Raw genomic sequence first — 16,082 nt, forward strand, 5'->3', positions numbered from 1 at the left:
CGGCGCAGGCGACATGCCCCACGCCGGGTTACTCCGAACGGCGATATGTCGCAACCCCCGAGCCCGGCGCGGCGGCCGGCCCGGTCGCGACCTAGAGTTGTGGGCGTGAAAATGCGAGCTCTCGGTATCCCTGTGCTCGGAGCAGCACTTCTCATCGCGCTGAGCGGATGCTCGGCGCCGCAAACCGAGACACGGTGCGATCCCGGTGCCCTCGCCGCCACCCCGAACGTCGTCGCGCCGGGAGAGACGGTCACTGTGACGGCCGCCCCCGTTGCCTGCGCGATCGAATTCACCGCCGGTCGCCGGTACACCCTCGATCTCGGATACGTGGGCGACAGTGGAGTTCTCTGGTCGGGCGACGTGCGGGTGGCCGCCGATGGATCGTTTAGCACAGTGGTGCGGATTCCGCGCGACGTTCCGCCCGGGCAGGCCTACCTGCGCGTCGCCGACGGCTACCAGCCCAGCTGTGATGACACCGGCGCCTGCGTCGACGACAGCGTCAGCATCCGCGTGGCCGCTCCCGCGGGTCAGTGAGCAGTTCGCCGGGCTTCGGCAATTACGGCAGCGTGCCGACCGCCACAGTCGCCTCGCGCTCGTCCGAGTGAACGGAATGGGCGTCGAAGCCGCCCTCTCGTAACAGGCGAACGGTCGTCGCAGCCTGGTGAGCGCTGGTTTCGATGAGCACGGTCGAACCCGCCGCCAACCAGCGACGCGACTCGGCGATGATGCGGCGCTGCAGGTCGAGCCCGTCGGCGCCCCCGTCGAGAGCAACCCGGTGTTCGTGGTCCCGGGCTTCCGAGGGCATGGTGGCGATGTCATCCGTCGGCACATATGGCGCGTTCGCCACCAGGATGTCGACCCGGCCGAGCAGGGTCGGCGGCAGCGGGGCGAACAGGTCGCCCGTGAACACGGTGCCGCGATCGGCGAGATTTTGGCGCGCGTACGCGGTGGCGTCGGGGTCGATATCGCTCGCTATCAGCTCGCTGGCCGGCAGTGCCGCGCCGATCGCCGCGGCGACGGCCCCGGTTCCGCAGCACAGGTCGACGACCACCGGATGCGCGGTCTGCGCGGCGAGGATCGCCCGCTCCGCGAGAAACTCGGTTCTGCGTCGCGGCACGAATACCCCCGGCCCGACGGCGATGCGGAGTCCGGCAAACTCGGCCCAGCCGAGCAGGTGTTCGAGCGGCAGCCCCGCCACGCGCTGGGCGATGAGCGCCTCGAGCTTGTCGAGGTCCAGATGCTGGTTGCCGGCAGCACGCTTCTCGCCGGCACGATGCTTCTCGCGGGCGCTGCCGGAGACGGATGTCGCGGCCTCCACCAGCAGCGTCGCTTCCTCCTCTGCGAACACACAGCCGGCCGCGCGCAGCCGGGTAACGACGTCGGCGGGAGGTTCGGGCGCGGTCATCCGTTCAGCATGGCACCCCGGCCTGCCGATCAGGGCCAGACGACTTTCGCGATCTCGCCGATCAGACCGTTGGTCGCAAAGTTCGCCTGTCCGACGAAGATCCAGGTGGTGCCGCGCAGGAAGTAGGTTTTCGCGTCATCGACCGGGTACTGCTCGTCTTTGGTGATGCGCTGGCACTGCTGCCCCCCGTACTTGGTCGCGCAGGTGAAGCCCTCGCCGGGAAGCGAGGCGAGGTAGCCGGCCGCCACCGCGGCATCCACCGTTCCGATGGTGGCCTCGAGGTAGGTGATGTCGGCGTTCGGGTCGCGCCAGATGCAGTGCAGCTGGGCTGCACTCGCGAGTACCTCGTCGACGGCAGCTCCCGCCGGGGGAGTGAGCGGGGTTACAGCGCCGGTCGTGCCAGGCTCCGCGACGGCCGGGTCGTTGAGCGGAGTCGTGCCGAAGGTGCTCGCATAAACGGTGGAACCGACGATGGCCTTGCAGTCCTTCGGGATCGTCGCGACCTCGGCTGCGGACGAGGCCGATGCACTGGGGGACGGGGAGCTGGAGGGGCCGCCGGCCGACGCGGACGGTGAGGCGGACCCGCTCGGTGCGGCGGAAGGAAAGCTGCACCCACTCAGCAGCAGAACTCCGAGAGTGACGGCGATGGCGGCCCTGATAGTCGGGCGTTGAGCAGACATGCGGTCTCCGTGGGCTCGAGTGTTCGCGACGAACAGGTGCCCTCGGGTGGGCGAGTTGCCTCAGCATATTGCGCGGGGGATCGACGCCGGATAACGATTCGGGCCGGTTGCGACCGCGCCGCCGACGTCATCCGGGAGATCACGGACACGGCAACGGGCTGCGCAAGATCAGGGCTTGTGATGTGGTGCCCCCAGGCAGATTCGAACTGCCGCCCCTGCCTCCGGAGGGCAGTGCTCTATCCCCTGAGCTATGGGGGCCCAGGCGCTCATCTACGGTAGCAGTTCTAGGCTGACCCCATGACCCAAGCCGACTGGCGTGACCGCCTGCGAAATCTTCCCGTTTTCAGCGGCACACTGCCGGATTTCGATCCGGATGCCGCCCCAACAGACCCGCTCGACCTGTTCGAGGAGTGGCTGGGCTTCGCCATCGACTCGGGCGTCTCGCAGCCGCAGGCCATGGCGCTGGCGACCGCCGGTAGCTCCGGCGATCCGTCGGTGCGCACCCTTCTGCTCAAAGACATCACCGCGGAAGGGCTGTGGTTCGCGACCCTGTCGACGAGCCCGAAGGGGCACGACCTGGCGCAGAATCCGCGCGCCTCCGTGGTGCTGTACTGGCGCGAGCAGGGGCGGCAGATCAGGGTGAGTGGAGCGGTGGAGGCCGGGTCGCGCGAGCTTGCCGAAAGCGACTTCTTGCGGCGGCATCCGAACGCCAGGGCGATCGCCGCGGTCGGGACACAAAGCCAGCCCATCGCCGACCAAGCGGTCTACGATCGAGCGATCGCGGAGCAGCAGGCGCGCATCGCGGCGAATCCCGACTACGTTCCCGAAGACTGGGTGGCGTATCTCCTGCGTCCGCAGACCTGGGAGTTCTGGCAGGCCGCTCGCGAGCGCGACCAAGTGCGGCTGCGCTACAGCAGGAACGGCGATCAGTGGAGCCGCGACATCCTCTGGCCGTAGCTGCGGTTGCCCACGCGATCGTCTCTCGACACGTGAGCGAAACACCGGCGTGTCATCATCGGGGAATGCTCCGCACCGTCTCCGCCCACATGGAACTCGACATCTCGGGTCGCACCAGCATGGTGTTCAGTCTTGCCGTTGCCCAGGGAGCCGATCTGGCCTCAGAGCGGTTGTCGCTGAGCCTCGACGGACGCCGTATCGAACCCCGCGAACTGGTCGATCGGCACGGCTCGCGACTGCACGAACTCATCTCCGAGGCGGGACGGATGACGGTGGACTACGCCGCCGAGGTACGGGGCCAGTCATCGCCCGCGCCCGTCGACGACCTCGACCTCGTCGTCTACCTGCGCCCGAGCCGCTACTGCGAGTCCGATGTGCTCACACCGACCGCCCGCTCCGAATTCTGGGGCTTGTCCGGCCAGGTGCTGCTGAGCGCCGTCGGCTCCTGGGTGAGCGAGCGCGTGAGCTATGTGCCCGGATCCAGCCGGGTCACGGATGGCGCGGTCGGCACGCTCCTCGCCCGTCAGGGGGTCTGCCGCGACTACGCCCACCTGGTGATCGCGCTGCTGCGGGGCATCGACGTGCCGGCGCGCATGGCCGCGGTGTACGCGCCCGGGCTCAGCCCGATGGACTTCCACGCGGTGGCGGAGGCGTACATCGACGGTCGCTGGCAGATCGTCGATGCGACCGGTCTCGCACCCCGGCAGAGCCTGGTGCGCATCTCGACCGGGAGGGATGCCGCCGACATCGCCTTCCTCACCAACCACTGGGCCGATCTCACCCTGCTCGACCTGCAGGTGCTGGCCATCGTCGACGAGCTTCCGCGCGACTCCGCGGAGCTGGCGGTACAGCTGCGCTAGCGGCAGTTAGAGAGCAGCCACCGCCGACGAGACGAGGGTGCGAGCATCCTCTGCCGTCGAGAAGTAGACGGATGTCGCGACAACCCAGTACTTGCCGTCGAACACGTCGACCCGGCCCACCTGACCGCTCGTGGAGAAGTAGGCGGAATCACCGAGGCCGCTCGCGGCGGTACCTTTCGCGGCGGACGCCTTGATGCTCGCCAGATCTGTGGCCGACGGCTGCGCGACCGCGATGGTCACGGTGTCCCCGCTGGTCTGATTCAGCCAGTTGCACGCGACGCCCTTGTCGGCCTTGGCCGTCGCTGCCGGGGTGCCGCTCTTCGGGCTGAAAGCATCGTCGAGTCCGAAGTTGGGGTTGAAGTCGTACATCGTCTGCGCGGAGACGAGCGAGCCACACGCAACGGTGACCGGGGTGCCGCCGCCGGCGACAGCGCTCGCCGAGGGGGAGGGAGATGCCGACGTGCCGCCCGCGCCTGCAGACGCCGAGGCCGACGGGGACGCGGATGCCCGCGGGGTGCTCGAGTTCGAGGCCGACGGCGTCGGCTCCGGAGCGCAGCCGGAGAGAACGACGAGCGTGAGGGATGCGACGAGGGCGAGCGGAACGACGGTGCGGAGCGGAACGACGGTGCGGAGCGGAACGACGGTGTGGAGCGGTGAGCGCATGGCCCCATCCTCCCCGACGCCGGAGCCGCGGACGGCGCGGACGCGCCCGGTCCGCACGGATGACGGCCGATAGAATCTCTGCGTGACTCCCTCCGAACTCTCCGCCCAGCTGCTCACCATCGTCGATGGCGCACTCGAGCGCCGTGGCGAGTCCACGCTTACCGTCGGCATCGACGACGTACCGCTCGAGCGTCCGAAGAATCGCGACCATGGCGACTGGGCCTCCAATATCGCGATGAAGCTGGCGAAGCCGCTGGGGACCAACCCGCGCGCGCTCGCCGAGGAGTTGGCCGAGGGCATCCGTGCCATTGACGGCGTCGCGGCAGTGGATGTCGCCGGCCCCGGTTTCATCAACGTCACCCTCGACGCGGCAGCGGCGGGCGCTCTCGCCAAGACCATCGTCGAGACGGGCGATTCGTTCGGTACCGGCGACCTCTATCTCGGCGTGAAGATCAACCTCGAGTTCGTTTCGGCGAACCCGACCGGCCCCATCCATCTCGGTGGCGTGCGCTGGGCTGCGGTGGGTGACAGCCTTGCCCGTATCTTCCAGGCGGAGGGCGGCGATGTCACCCGCGAGTACTACTTCAACGACCACGGCGGCCAGATCGACCGATTCGCTCGCAGCCTGCTCGCCAGCTATCTCGGCGAGCCGACCCCGGAAGACGGCTACGGCGGCCAGTACATCCACGACATCGCGGCGCGCGTCGTCGCCGCGTTCCCGGATGACCTCGCCGTCGTCGCCCGAGACGACCAGCAGGAGATCTTCCGCTCCTACGGTGTCGACCTCATGTTCGGCGACATCAAAAAAAGCCTTCATGACTTCGGTGTCGACTTCGACGTCTACTTCCACGAGAACAACCTGCATGAGTCCGGTGCCGTGGAGAAGGCGGTCAACCGCCTTCGCGAGCTCGGTCACATCTTTGAGGCGGATGGCGCCGTCTGGTTCCGCTCCACCGAGTTCGGCGACGACAAAGACCGCGTCGTGATCAAGAGCGACGGGGAGGCCGGCTACGTGTCGGGTGACCTCGCCTACTACCTCAACAAGAGGGAGCGCGGCTTCGAGCGCAACTTCATCATGCTCGGCGCGGATCACCACGGCTACGTCAAGCGGCTGATGGCGATGACCGCGGCCTTCGACGACGAACCGTACGTGAACCTCGAGGTGCTCATCGGCCAGATGGTCAACCTGCTCAAGGACGGCACGCCGCAGCGGATGAGCAAGCGCGCGGGCACCGTCGTGGTGCTCGAGGACCTGGTGGAGGCCGTCGGGGTCGACGCTGCGCGATACGCGCTGGTGCGGTCATCCAGCGACTCGCAGCTCGACATCGACCTCGACCTGCTCACCAAACGCACCAATGACAACCCGGTCTACTACGTGCAGTACGCGCACGCCCGCACCCGGTCGGTGGCACGCAACGCGGCGGCGAGTGGGGTGGATCGCAGTGCTTTCGACGCGGCGCTGCTCACCGACCCGACCGAGAGTACGCTGCTGGGCGTTCTCGCCGAATACCCGCGCATCGTGCGTCAGGCTGCCGAACTGCGCGAGCCGCACCGGGTCGCCCGCTATGCCGAAGAGCTCGCCGGCACCTACCACCGCTGGTACGACAGCTGCCGGGTAACGCCGCTCGGCGACGAGCCGGTCACCGACCTTCACCGCACCCGCCTCTGGCTCAACGACGCGACCGGCCAGGTGCTGCGCAATGCGCTCGGCCTGCTCGGCGTCAGCGCGCCGGAGCGGATGTAGCGGGAGCAGTGCGGATGACGGAGCAGTGCGGATGACGGAGCAGTGCGGATGACGGAGAGCATCGAGACGATAGAGATCATCGAGGTCGCGCCGGTGAAGCGGCGTCGGCGTCGGTGGCCGATCGTTCTCGCCGTGGTGGTCGTCGTGCTCATCGTGGTCGTCGTCGTCGCAGACTTCGTCGCCCGCGGCTTTGCAGAGCGGCTGATCGCCGACAAGGCACGCACCGCGCTCGGAGTGTCGGCATCCACTCCGCTCGAGGTGACGGTTGGCGGTGGACCGGTACTGCTCCAGGCCGCCGGCGGAAAGCTCGACGATGTGCGCATCGAGGCCCCGGGGCTCTCGGTGGGCGACCTGCGCGGCGATGCCGTGCTGACCGTTCACGGAGTGCCGTTCGACCAATCGAAACCGCTCGACACCGCCGACCTCCGCTTCTCGACCGACGACACGGGGCTCAGCAGCCTGATCTCGGGTCTGACTAAGGGCCAGGATCTGCCGGTCACGATCTCCGGCGTCACCATCGCGAAGGGTGCGGTCCAGCTCGCCACCGAGGTTCCGGTGTTCGGCGCCAAGATCCCGGCCGCGATCGCCGTGGCCCCGGGCGCCAAGGGCGGCCAGATCACCCTCACCCCGACGTCGTTCTCCATCAGCGGGGCGACCTTCACCCCCGCCGACGTGTCGAAGAACCTCGGCACGCTCGGCACCGAGCTCGCTCAGACCCGCACGATCTGCGTGGCGAATCAGCTGCCGAAGGGCTTCCGGCTCGAGAGCTTGCGGGTCAGTGGCAGCGATCTGGTGCTGGGAGTGACCGCAAAGTCGGTTGTGCTCGGCTCCGAGTTGTTCCACTCCAAGGGCAGCTGCCCCTAGCCTGCCCGCCGAGTCTTCACGTACGGCTCTTCGTTCGCCGTCGAAGCGCCGCCGTTCGTGAAGACTCGCGCAACAACTCGCGCACCGAGAGCCGCGCGCGGGCGGCCTGATCCGCACGTAATAAGCTTCAGGAACGCCGCTGGCCCGGTCCGGCGCTTTCCCCGTGTAACCGTTTCCCGACCATCACTTCGAGGTACCGTGTCAGCCAATCCGCTCGCTCCCGACTGGCTTGCGCTGCCGGTCGACGCCAACGACCTGCCTGATACCGTGTGGCCTGCCCATGCCGAGCGGGCTGCCACCGGAGAGCTGGTCATCGGCGGAGTGACCGCCGCAGCTCTCGCCGCCGAGTTCGGAACACCGCTCTTCGTGATGGACGAGTGGGATGTCCGCGACCGCGCCGCTTCTGCCCGCGCCGCCTTCGACCGTGAGTTCGCTCGCATCGGAACCACCGCGAAGGTCTACTACGCCGCCAAGGCGTTTCTCTCCGCCGAGGTCGCCCGCTGGGTCGACGAGGCGGGGCTCTACATTGACGTCTGCAGCGGGGGAGAACTCGCCGTCGCTCTGGCCGCGGGCATCGAGCCTGCTCGCCTCGGCTTCCACGGCAACAACAAATCGGTCGCCGAGATCGAGCGCGCCGTCGGCGTGGGCATCGGCGTCATCGTGATCGACAGTCTGATCGAGATCGGTCGGGTCGCCGACGCCGCGGCCAGAGCCGGTCGCGTGCAGAAAGTGCGGCTGCGCACCAACAGCGGGGTTCACGCCCACACCCACGAATACCTCGCCACCGCGCGCGAGGACCAGAAGTTCGGAATCGCCCTGGCCGATACGGTGGCGGCGGTCGCCGACATCCGTTCGCACGATTCGCTCGAGTTCCTCGGGCTGCACGCGCACATCGGCTCACAGATCTTCGAGCCGGACGGCTTCGTCGAGTCGGCTCGGCGCCTACTTTCACTGCAAGCCGAGTTGCTCACGACCGGGCCCGTTCCCGAGCTGAATCTAGGCGGCGGCTTCGGAATTGCGTACACGGCAGCGGAGGAGGCCCTGCCGATCGAACAGATCGCCGTGGCGCTGGCCGACATCGTCGCCGCCGAGTGCGCGCGCCTCGGCATCGCGGTGCCGGTCGTCGCGGTGGAGCCCGGCCGGTCGATTGTCGGCCCGTCCACCGTGACCCTGTACGAGGTGGGCACGATCAAAGACGTTCTGGTGAGCGATGCGTCCGATGGCGCGAGCGGCGAGGACGTGTTTCGCAAGTACGTCTCCGTCGACGGCGGCATGAGCGACAACGCCCGCCCCGCCCTCTACGAGGCTGATTACACCGCCCGCCTGGCGAACCGGGTCTCGGATGCCGCTCCCGCGCTCGTGCGCGTCGCCGGCAAGCACTGCGAGAGCGGCGATATCGTCGTGCGCGCGGACTACCTCCCCGGTGACGTCGCCGCGGGAGACCTGCTCGCGGTCGCCGCCACCGGCGCCTACTGCTGGTCTCTGTCGAGCAACTACAACTATCTCGGCCGACCCGCCGTCGTCGCGGTGCGTGACGGAGCTGCGCGCGTGATCGTGCGCGGGGAGACCGAGGCCGACCTGCTCGCTCGCGATGCCGGCATCCACCCGCCCACTATTCACAGCACTGCCAATCAGAACACTGCCGCCGCCAACGCCGCACCCACGAACGGAGCACGATGATCGAGTACCGCAACCTCCGGGTAGCACTTCTGGGGGCCGGATCGGTCGGTGCGCAGGTAGCGTCGCTGCTGCTCGAGCACGGTCCGGAGTTGGCCACCCGCGCCGGCGCTGGCCTCGAACTGGTCGGCATCGCCGTGCGAGACCTCGACGCACCGCGCACCGCCGACCTGCCACGCGAACTGTTCACCACCGACGCCGAATCGCTCATCCTCGGCGCCGACATAGTCATCGAGCTGATGGGCGGCATCGAGCCGGCCCGCACGCTCATTCTGCAGGCGCTCGGTTCCGGTGCCGACGTCATCACCGGCAACAAGGCGCTGCTGGCGACCCACGGCCCAGAGCTGTTCGAGATGGCCGAGCAGGTCGGCGCGCAGCTGTACTACGAGGCCGCGGTCGCTGGCGCGATTCCTATCATCCGGCCGCTGCGCGACAGCCTGGCCGGCGATCGCATCAAGCGCATCCTCGGCATCGTCAACGGCACCACCAACTTCATCCTCGACCGCATGGACACCGCGGGGGAGAGCCTCGAGCAGGCGCTCGCCACGGCCACCGACCTCGGGTACGCGGAGAAGTCGGACCCGTCCGCCGACATCGAGGGCTTCGATGCCGCACAGAAGACGGCGATCCTCGCGAGCCTCGCCTTCCACACCACGGTGCCGCTCGACCTGGTCTACCGCGAAGGCATCACCGGCGTGACGTTGGCCGAGGTCGAGGCCGCCAAGCGCGCCGGGTATGTCGTCAAACTGCTGGCAATCTGCGAACGGCTGACGGATGCCGACGGGGTCGAGGGTGTGTCGGCCCGGGTCTACCCGGCGCTCGTGCCCCGCTCGCATCCGCTTGCCGCCGTCCATGGCGCCAAGAACGCGGTGTTCATCGAGGCCGAGGCCGCGGGCGACCTGATGTTCTACGGTGCGGGTGCCGGCGGAGTCGAGACGGCCTCGGCCGTGCTCGGCGACCTGGTGTCGGCAGCGCGCCGTCATGTCATCGGCGGCCCCGGGGTCGCGGAGTCGACCCACGCCAACCTGCCGATCCTTCCGATCTCCCACGTCACCACCCGATACCAGATCACGCTGTCGGTGACCGACGAGCCGGGTGTGCTCGCCTCCGTCGCGACGCTGTTCAGCGAGCACGGGGTGTCGGTGGAGGCCGTTACGCAATCGGTCAGCTCCAGCGAAGAGGGTGCGCACCCCACCGCTACCCTGGTGATCGGCACGCACGAGGCGTCGGAAGCCGCGCTCGCAGCGACGGTCGCCGCGCTCGGCGAGAGCGCCGTCGTCAGTCATGTCACGTCCGTCCTCCGAGTAGAAGGTTCCTGAATTGGCTCACCAGTGGCGCGGAGTTCTCCGCGAATATGCAGACCGCCTCGACATCTCTGATGCGACGCCGATCATCACCCTGGGGGAGGGTGGCACGCCGCTGATCCCCGCGCCGGCGCTCTCCGCGCGCACCGGTGCGAACGTCTACGTGAAGTTCGAGGGGATGAACCCGACCGGGTCGTTCAAAGACCGCGGCATGACCATGGCGATCTCGAAGGCCGTCGAGCACGGCGCGAAAGCAGTGATCTGCGCCTCGACCGGCAACACTTCCGCCAGCGCCGCAGCGTACGCAGCGCACGCCGGCATCACCGCGGCCGTGCTGGTTCCCGAGGGCAAGATCGCGCTCGGCAAGCTCAGCCAGGCGATCGCGCACAACGCGGAGCTGCTGCAGATCCAGGGCAACTTCGACGACTGTCTCGATATCGCTCGCGAACTCGCCGCGAACTACCCGGTTCACCTCGTCAACTCGGTCAACCCCGACCGCATCGAGGGGCAGAAGACGGCAGCCTTCGAGGTCGTGGAGACGCTCGAAGACGCCCCGGACATCCACATCGTCCCGGTCGGCAACGCCGGCAACTACACGGCGTACCACCGCGGCTACCGTGAGGAGCTCGACCGCGGCGTGAGCACGAAGCTGCCCCGCATGTTCGGATTCCAGGCCGCGGGCAGCGCCCCGATCGTGCTCGGCGCGATCGTGAAGAATCCCGACACCATCGCCAGCGCCATCCGCATCGGCAACCCGGCCTCCTGGGAGCTCGCCCTCGCTGCCCAGGCCGACAGCGACGGCTACTTCGGCGCGATCAGCGACGACAAGATCCTCGAGGCACACCGCATCCTCTCTGCCGAGGTCGGCATCTTCGTCGAGCCTGCCTCCGCGATCAGCGTCGCCGGACTGCTCGAGCGCGCCGAGGCCGGTCAGATCCCGCGCGGCGCGACCGTCGTGCTCACCGTCACCGGCCATGGGCTGAAAGACCCGCAGTGGGCGCTCCGCGGCAAGGACGGCGTGGATGTCGCCCCCACGGTGGTCGCGAACGATACCGCCGAGGTGGCCGGCGTGCTCGGCCTCGCCAAGGTCGCCGGATGACTCAGCCCGGCGCCGATCCGACCGTTGTTGCTTCGAACGGCGCCGCTCAGCCTGTTGCCGCTCAGCCTGTCGCCGCTCAGCCCGTCGCCGCATCTGCCGCTCCGTCCGCCGAGCCGACCGCGGAGCTGATCGGCCGTTCCGTCACCGTTCGCGTGCCCGCGACCACGGCGAACCTCGGCCCCGGATTCGACACTCTTGGCCTCGCCCTGGCCGTGTACGACGAGCTGACCGTCACCGCGCGAGAAACGCCGGGCGCGACCGTCGAGGTCATCGGTGTCGGCGCGGGGGAGGTTTCGACCGACGAGACGAACCTCGTCGTGCGAGCGATCGCCTACACCTTCGCTGCCTACTCTCAGCCGCTGCCGGGTCTCGATCTGATTGCGCGCAACGCCATCCCGCACGGCCGCGGCCTCGGGTCGTCCGGGGCGGCGATCGTCTCCGGCATCATGGCGGCCAAGGGCCTGCTCAGCGGGATCGTCGAGATCGACTCCAACGCCCTTCTCGCCCTCGCCACGACCCTCGAAGGTCATCCCGACAACGTCGCCCCCGCCCTGTTCGGCGGACTCACCATCGCCTGGACGACGGATGCCGGCCCGCAGCACAAGAAACTGATCGTCCACCGCGGTGTCTCCCCGCTCATCGCGGTGCCGGGCTTCACGATGTCGACGGAACTGGCGCGCAGTCTGCGGCCGGCATCCGTTCCGCACGAGGACGCGATCTTCAACGTCTCGCGGTCGGCTCTGCTCATCGCCGCGCTCATCCAGAGCCCGGAACTGTTGCTCGCCGCGACCGAGGACAGGCTTCACCAGAGCTATCGCGCCGCCGCCATGCCGGAGACCGAATCGCTCATCGGCGATCTTCGCGCGCGGGGCCTTCCCGCGGTGGTTTCGGGGGCAGGTCCGTCGATCCTGGTGCTGTGCAGTGACCCCGCGCAGCGACTTCTGGCCGCCGAAGTGATCGCGGAGCACGACGGCACGCCGTGGGAATCGCTGCTACTGGCCGTCGACTTCAAAGGTGCTACAGTGACAATGCACCCGGTAGAAACCTCGGCATAGTCGAGTTCCCGAGCCGCAAGTTACAAGGACTGCGCTTCTCAGGCCAGCCCATCACCAGCACTCGCTCAACGCTTTCCACACATTGCACGAAGCCTCTGCACATCACCGAGCGGCCCCGCGCAATTCACGCAGGATGGCCGCGAACGACAAGCTCTCCCGCAAGCATGCATCACGCCATCAGGCGAAGCTCTTGTGAGGGGAAAGGAACACACCCCTAGTGACTGACCTCACTGTCCGCGCCTCAGGCCAGGACTCCACCGCGTCTCTCTCCAAACTCCGCATGCCAGAGCTCCAGGCTCTCGCCGCACAGTTGGGCGTGAACGGCGCTTCCAAACTTCGTAAAGGAGAACTCGTGGACGCAATCTCCGAGATCCAGAACAGCAACTCCGCCCCGACCGGCACCGTTGACAGCAGCAACAGCAACACCGCCAACACCAACACCGTCGCCAACGTGGTGAGCACCGACTCTGCAGTGAGCACCGATTCTGCAGCGAGCACCGACTCGGCCGCCGAGGCCGCCCGCACCGCCGCGGACATCGAGGCAGCGGCTGCCGCGACCCAGGCGCGCATCGTCGCCCCGGGCGCCAAGAAGCGCGCACCGCGTCGCGCGACCACGTCTGTGGTCGACGCGAGCACCGCATCCGTCGCTGCCGAGACGACAGTCGCGCCGAAGTCGGCCGTCGCCCACGCCAACAACGGCCAGAGCGGCATCGACCTCGTTCCCGGCCAGGAGGCCGAGCGCGCGTCGCAGGCCGATGGCGGCATGCCCGGCGACCGTATCCCCGGCCAGGAGGCCGAGCGCGTCGCGATCGCCGACGCGACGGCGACCAAGCGTCCGACCCGTAGCCGTCGTGCCCGCAGTGGCGATGTCCCTGCTGCCAGCACTGGCACCGATCTTCCGGCCGGCACCGTGCCGACCCCCGAGAACGACACCCCGATCGATCGCATCCCCGGCCAGGAGGCCGAGCGCGCGTCGCAGGCCGATGGCGGCGCCCCCGGCGACCTGTTGCCCGGCCAGGAGGCCGAGCGTGCAGCGCTTGCCGACCAGCGTGGCGACGACCGTAACGGCGAGGAGGGCGGCCAGCAGTCCCGCAACTCGCGTGGACGCGGCCGCAACCGCGACCGCAACAACGGTGACCGCCAGAACAACGGTGACCGCCAGAACACCGGCAACCAGAACAACGGCAACCAGAACGCTGACCGCCAGACCAATGGCAGCCAGAACAACGGTGGCCAGAACAACGGTGGCCAGAACGTCGACCAGACGCAGAACGAGCGCCAGAACGGTGAGCAGGATGCCCGCCAGAACGGCGACCAGCAGCGCAACAACCGCGCTGGGCGCAATCAGAACGAGCGTACCGAGCGCAATCAGAACAACCAGAACGAGCGCAACCAGAACGGCGGCAACGGCCCGCGTCAGCAGCAACAGCAGATGCAGGATGACGATGAGCGCGGCGGCCGCGGCCGCTTCCGTGACCGCAAGCGTCGCGGCCAGGGCCAGAACGACGACTTCGAGCCCGAACTGACCGAGGATGACGTGCTCATCCCCGTCGCCGGAATCCTCGACGTTCTCGACAACTACGCCTTCGTTCGCACCTCGGGCTACCTCCCGGGCAACAACGACGTCTACGTCTCCCTCGGCCAGGTCAAGAAGTACAACCTGCGCAAGGGCGACGCCGTGGTCGGCGCCATCCGCCAGCCGCGCGACAACGACAACAACGGCCGCCAGAAGTACAACGCGATCGTCAAGATCGACTCGATCAACGGGCTCCCCGTCGACCAGGCCGGCGACCGCGTCGAGTTCGGCAAGCTGACCCCGCTCTACCCCTCCGAGCGCCTTCGCCTCGAGACCGAGTCGGGCAAGCTCACCACCCGCATCATCGACCTCGTGTCGCCGATCGGCAAGGGCCAGCGCGGCCTGATCGTCTCCCCGCCGAAGGCGGGCAAGACCCTCGTGCTGCAGGCCATCGCCAACGCCATTGCCAAGAACAACCCCGAGGTCCACCTCATGGTCGTGCTCGTCGACGAGCGTCCGGAAGAGGTCACCGACATGCAGCGCACGGTGAAGGGTGAGGTCATCGCCTCCACCTTCGACCGTCCCGCCGAAGACCACACCACCGTCGCCGAACTCGCTATCGAGCGTGCGAAGCGTCTGGTGGAGCTCGGCCACGACGTGGTCGTGCTTCTCGACTCGATCACCCGCCTGGGCCGTGCGTACAACCTGGCCGCCCCGGCGTCCGGTCGCATCCTCTCCGGTGGCGTCGACTCGTCTGCCCTGTACCCGCCGAAGCGCTTCTTCGGAGCCGCGCGCAACATCGAGGACGGCGGTTCGCTGACCATCCTCGCCACCGCGCTCGTCGAGACCGGATCCAAGATGGACGAGGTCATCTTCGAGGAGTTCAAGGGCACCGGCAACATGGAACTGCGCCTGTCGCGCCAGCTGGCCGACAAGCGCATCTTCCCCGCCGTTGACGTGAACGCCTCCGGCACCCGTCGCGAGGAGATGCTCATGGGCGTCGACGAGACGAAGGTCAACTGGAAGCTCCGCCGTGCGCTGGCCGGTCTCGAGACGCAGCAGGCGCTCGAGCTCGTGCTCTCGCAGCTCAAAGACACCTCGAGCAACGTCGAGTTCCTGATGAAGATCCAGAAGTCGCTTCCGGGCGCTTCGGGCTCCAAAGAGGACTAAGCATGTTCGAGTCAGTAAAGACTTTGCTGGCCGAGCATGAGGAGCTTCAGGATCAGCTCGCCGATCCCGAGCTGCACTCCAACCCGGCCAAGTCGAAGAAGGTCAATCGGCGCTACGCCGAGCTCAGCCGCATCGTCGATGCCTACCACCGCTGGATCGCCCTGACGGATGATCTGGCGGCGGCAACGGAGATGGCGGCTGAGGACGCCTCCTTCGCCGAGGAGGTTCCGCGCATCACCGAGGACCTCGCGGTGATGGAGGAGCGCCTGCGGCGCCTGCTCATCCCGCGCGACGAGAACGACGGCCGCGACGTGATCATGGAGATCAAGATGGGCGAGGGTGGTGCGGAGTCCGCGCTGTTCGCCGCCGATCTGCTGCGCATGTACCTCCACTACGCCGAGTCGAAGAAGTGGAAGACGGAGATCATCGAGCAGACCCAGAGCGATCTGGGTGGCTATAAGGATGTCCAACTTGCCATCAAGGGCAACTCCACCGACCCTGCCGAGGGCGTCTGGGCTCACCTCAAGTACGAGGGTGGCGTGCACCGCGTGCAACGCGTCCCGGCGACCGAGTCGCAGGGACGAATCCACACCTCCGCGGCGGGTGTGCTCGTCTTCCCCGAGGTCGACGAGCCGGAAGAGGTCGAGATCAGCCCCAACGATCTCAAGATCGACGTCTATCGCTCGAGCGGCCCCGGCGGCCAGTCGGTCAACACGACCGACTCCGCTGTGCGCATCACCCACCTCCCGACCGGCATCGTCGTGGCAATGCAGAACGAGAAATCACAGCTGCAGAACCGCGAAGCCGGTATGCGGGTGTTGCGCGCTCGCGTGCTCGCTCGCCAGCAGGAGGAGATAGATGCAGCCGCCTCCGCGGTGCGCAAGAGCCAGATCCGCACGATGGACCGGTCAGAGCGCATCCGCACCTACAACTTCCCCGAGAACCGCATCGCCGACCATCGCACGGGATACAAGGCCTACAACCTCGACGCCGTGATGAACGGTGCGCTTGATGCCGTCATCCAGAGCGACATCGACGCCGACGAGGAAGCTCGGCTCGAAGCGCTCGGCGACACCGAGTCATGAGTC

The 16,082-nt window shown here is 67.9% G+C and carries 14 protein-coding genes and 1 tRNA gene; 11 read left to right on the forward strand and 4 right to left on the reverse strand.

The genetic code is table 11. The features are described 5' to 3' along the window. Positions 1–105 precede the first annotated feature (105 nt). Positions 106–534: a hypothetical protein gene (locus IV501_RS07485; protein ID WP_200555817.1), complete on the forward strand. Its 429-nt coding sequence runs from the start codon at positions 106–108 to the stop codon at positions 532–534. A gap of 22 nt (positions 535–556) precedes the next feature. Here IV501_RS07485 and IV501_RS07490 read toward each other — a convergent pair whose 3' ends face one another. The 3 genes from IV501_RS07490 to IV501_RS07500 form a co-directional block, all read right to left on the reverse strand. Next, positions 557–1,405, reverse strand: coding sequence for a putative protein N(5)-glutamine methyltransferase (locus IV501_RS07490; RefSeq protein ID WP_200555818.1), 849 nt, complete (start codon positions 1,403–1,405; stop codon positions 557–559). Positions 1,406–1,434: 29 nt separating this feature from the next. After that, positions 1,435–2,085 carry a hypothetical protein gene (locus tag IV501_RS07495; protein WP_200555819.1) on the reverse strand — a complete coding sequence of 217 codons (651 nt, stop codon included), beginning with the start codon at positions 2,083–2,085 and terminating at the stop codon, positions 1,435–1,437. 183 nt (positions 2,086–2,268) lie between these two features. Continuing rightward, positions 2,269–2,343 (reverse strand) — tRNA-Arg (locus IV501_RS07500). Between the two features lie 39 nt (positions 2,344–2,382). On the opposite strand from IV501_RS07500, the gene IV501_RS07505 reads away from it, so the two are divergent. After that, the gene (locus IV501_RS07505) at positions 2,383–3,042 is read left to right on the forward strand and encodes a pyridoxine/pyridoxamine 5'-phosphate oxidase (RefSeq protein ID WP_200555820.1); all 660 of its coding nucleotides are present in this window, start codon (positions 2,383–2,385) and stop codon (positions 3,040–3,042) included. Positions 3,043–3,107: 65 nt separating this feature from the next. After that, positions 3,108–3,902 carry a transglutaminase-like domain-containing protein gene (locus IV501_RS07510; protein ID WP_200555821.1) on the forward strand — a complete coding sequence of 265 codons (795 nt, stop codon included), beginning with the start codon at positions 3,108–3,110 and terminating at the stop codon, positions 3,900–3,902. Between the two features lie 6 nt (positions 3,903–3,908). Here the strand turns inward: IV501_RS07510 and IV501_RS07515 are convergent, their stop codons facing one another. Then, entirely contained in the window at positions 3,909–4,565 is a 657-nt protein-coding gene (locus tag IV501_RS07515) for an arginyl-tRNA synthetase (RefSeq protein WP_200555822.1), read from the reverse strand. An 82-nt stretch (positions 4,566–4,647) separates the two neighbouring features. Between IV501_RS07515 and argS the strand changes: the two genes are divergently transcribed. From argS to prfA, 8 genes are all read left to right on the forward strand, one after another. Then, the gene (gene argS, locus IV501_RS07520; RefSeq protein ID WP_200555823.1) at positions 4,648–6,309 is read left to right on the forward strand and encodes an arginine--tRNA ligase; all 1,662 of its coding nucleotides are present in this window, start codon (positions 4,648–4,650) and stop codon (positions 6,307–6,309) included. A gap of 48 nt (positions 6,310–6,357) precedes the next feature. Beyond that, positions 6,358–7,173: an LmeA family phospholipid-binding protein gene (locus IV501_RS07525; RefSeq protein ID WP_200555824.1), complete on the forward strand. Its 816-nt coding sequence runs from the start codon at positions 6,358–6,360 to the stop codon at positions 7,171–7,173. 198 nt (positions 7,174–7,371) lie between these two features. Beyond that, complete coding sequence (lysA, locus tag IV501_RS07530; RefSeq protein WP_200555825.1) at positions 7,372–8,853, forward strand: diaminopimelate decarboxylase; 1,482 nt, start codon at positions 7,372–7,374, stop codon at positions 8,851–8,853. Beyond that, complete coding sequence (locus tag IV501_RS07535; RefSeq protein ID WP_200555826.1) at positions 8,850–10,169, forward strand: homoserine dehydrogenase; 1,320 nt, start codon at positions 8,850–8,852, stop codon at positions 10,167–10,169. The genes lysA and IV501_RS07535 overlap by 4 nt, the downstream gene beginning before the upstream one ends. A 1-nt stretch (position 10,170) precedes the next feature. Next, positions 10,171–11,253 carry a threonine synthase gene (thrC, locus tag IV501_RS07540; RefSeq protein WP_200555827.1) on the forward strand — a complete coding sequence of 361 codons (1,083 nt, stop codon included), beginning with the start codon at positions 10,171–10,173 and terminating at the stop codon, positions 11,251–11,253. Further along, positions 11,250–12,308, forward strand: coding sequence for a homoserine kinase (gene thrB / locus IV501_RS07545; protein ID WP_200555828.1), 1,059 nt, complete (start codon positions 11,250–11,252; stop codon positions 12,306–12,308). Before thrC ends, thrB begins: the two co-directional genes overlap by 4 nt. Positions 12,309–12,525: 217 nt before the next feature. Continuing rightward, a complete protein-coding gene (rho, locus tag IV501_RS07550) occupies positions 12,526–14,994 on the forward strand; it encodes a transcription termination factor Rho (protein WP_200555829.1) in 2,469 nt (822 codons plus the stop codon). A gap of 2 nt (positions 14,995–14,996) precedes the next feature. Then, complete coding sequence (gene prfA / locus IV501_RS07555; protein ID WP_200555830.1) at positions 14,997–16,079, forward strand: peptide chain release factor 1; 1,083 nt, start codon at positions 14,997–14,999, stop codon at positions 16,077–16,079. Positions 16,080–16,082 lie beyond the last annotated feature (3 nt).

The organism is Lacisediminihabitans changchengi, assembly GCF_016634425.1.
Lineage (GTDB): Bacteria > Actinomycetota > Actinomycetes > Actinomycetales > Microbacteriaceae > Lacisediminihabitans > Lacisediminihabitans changchengi.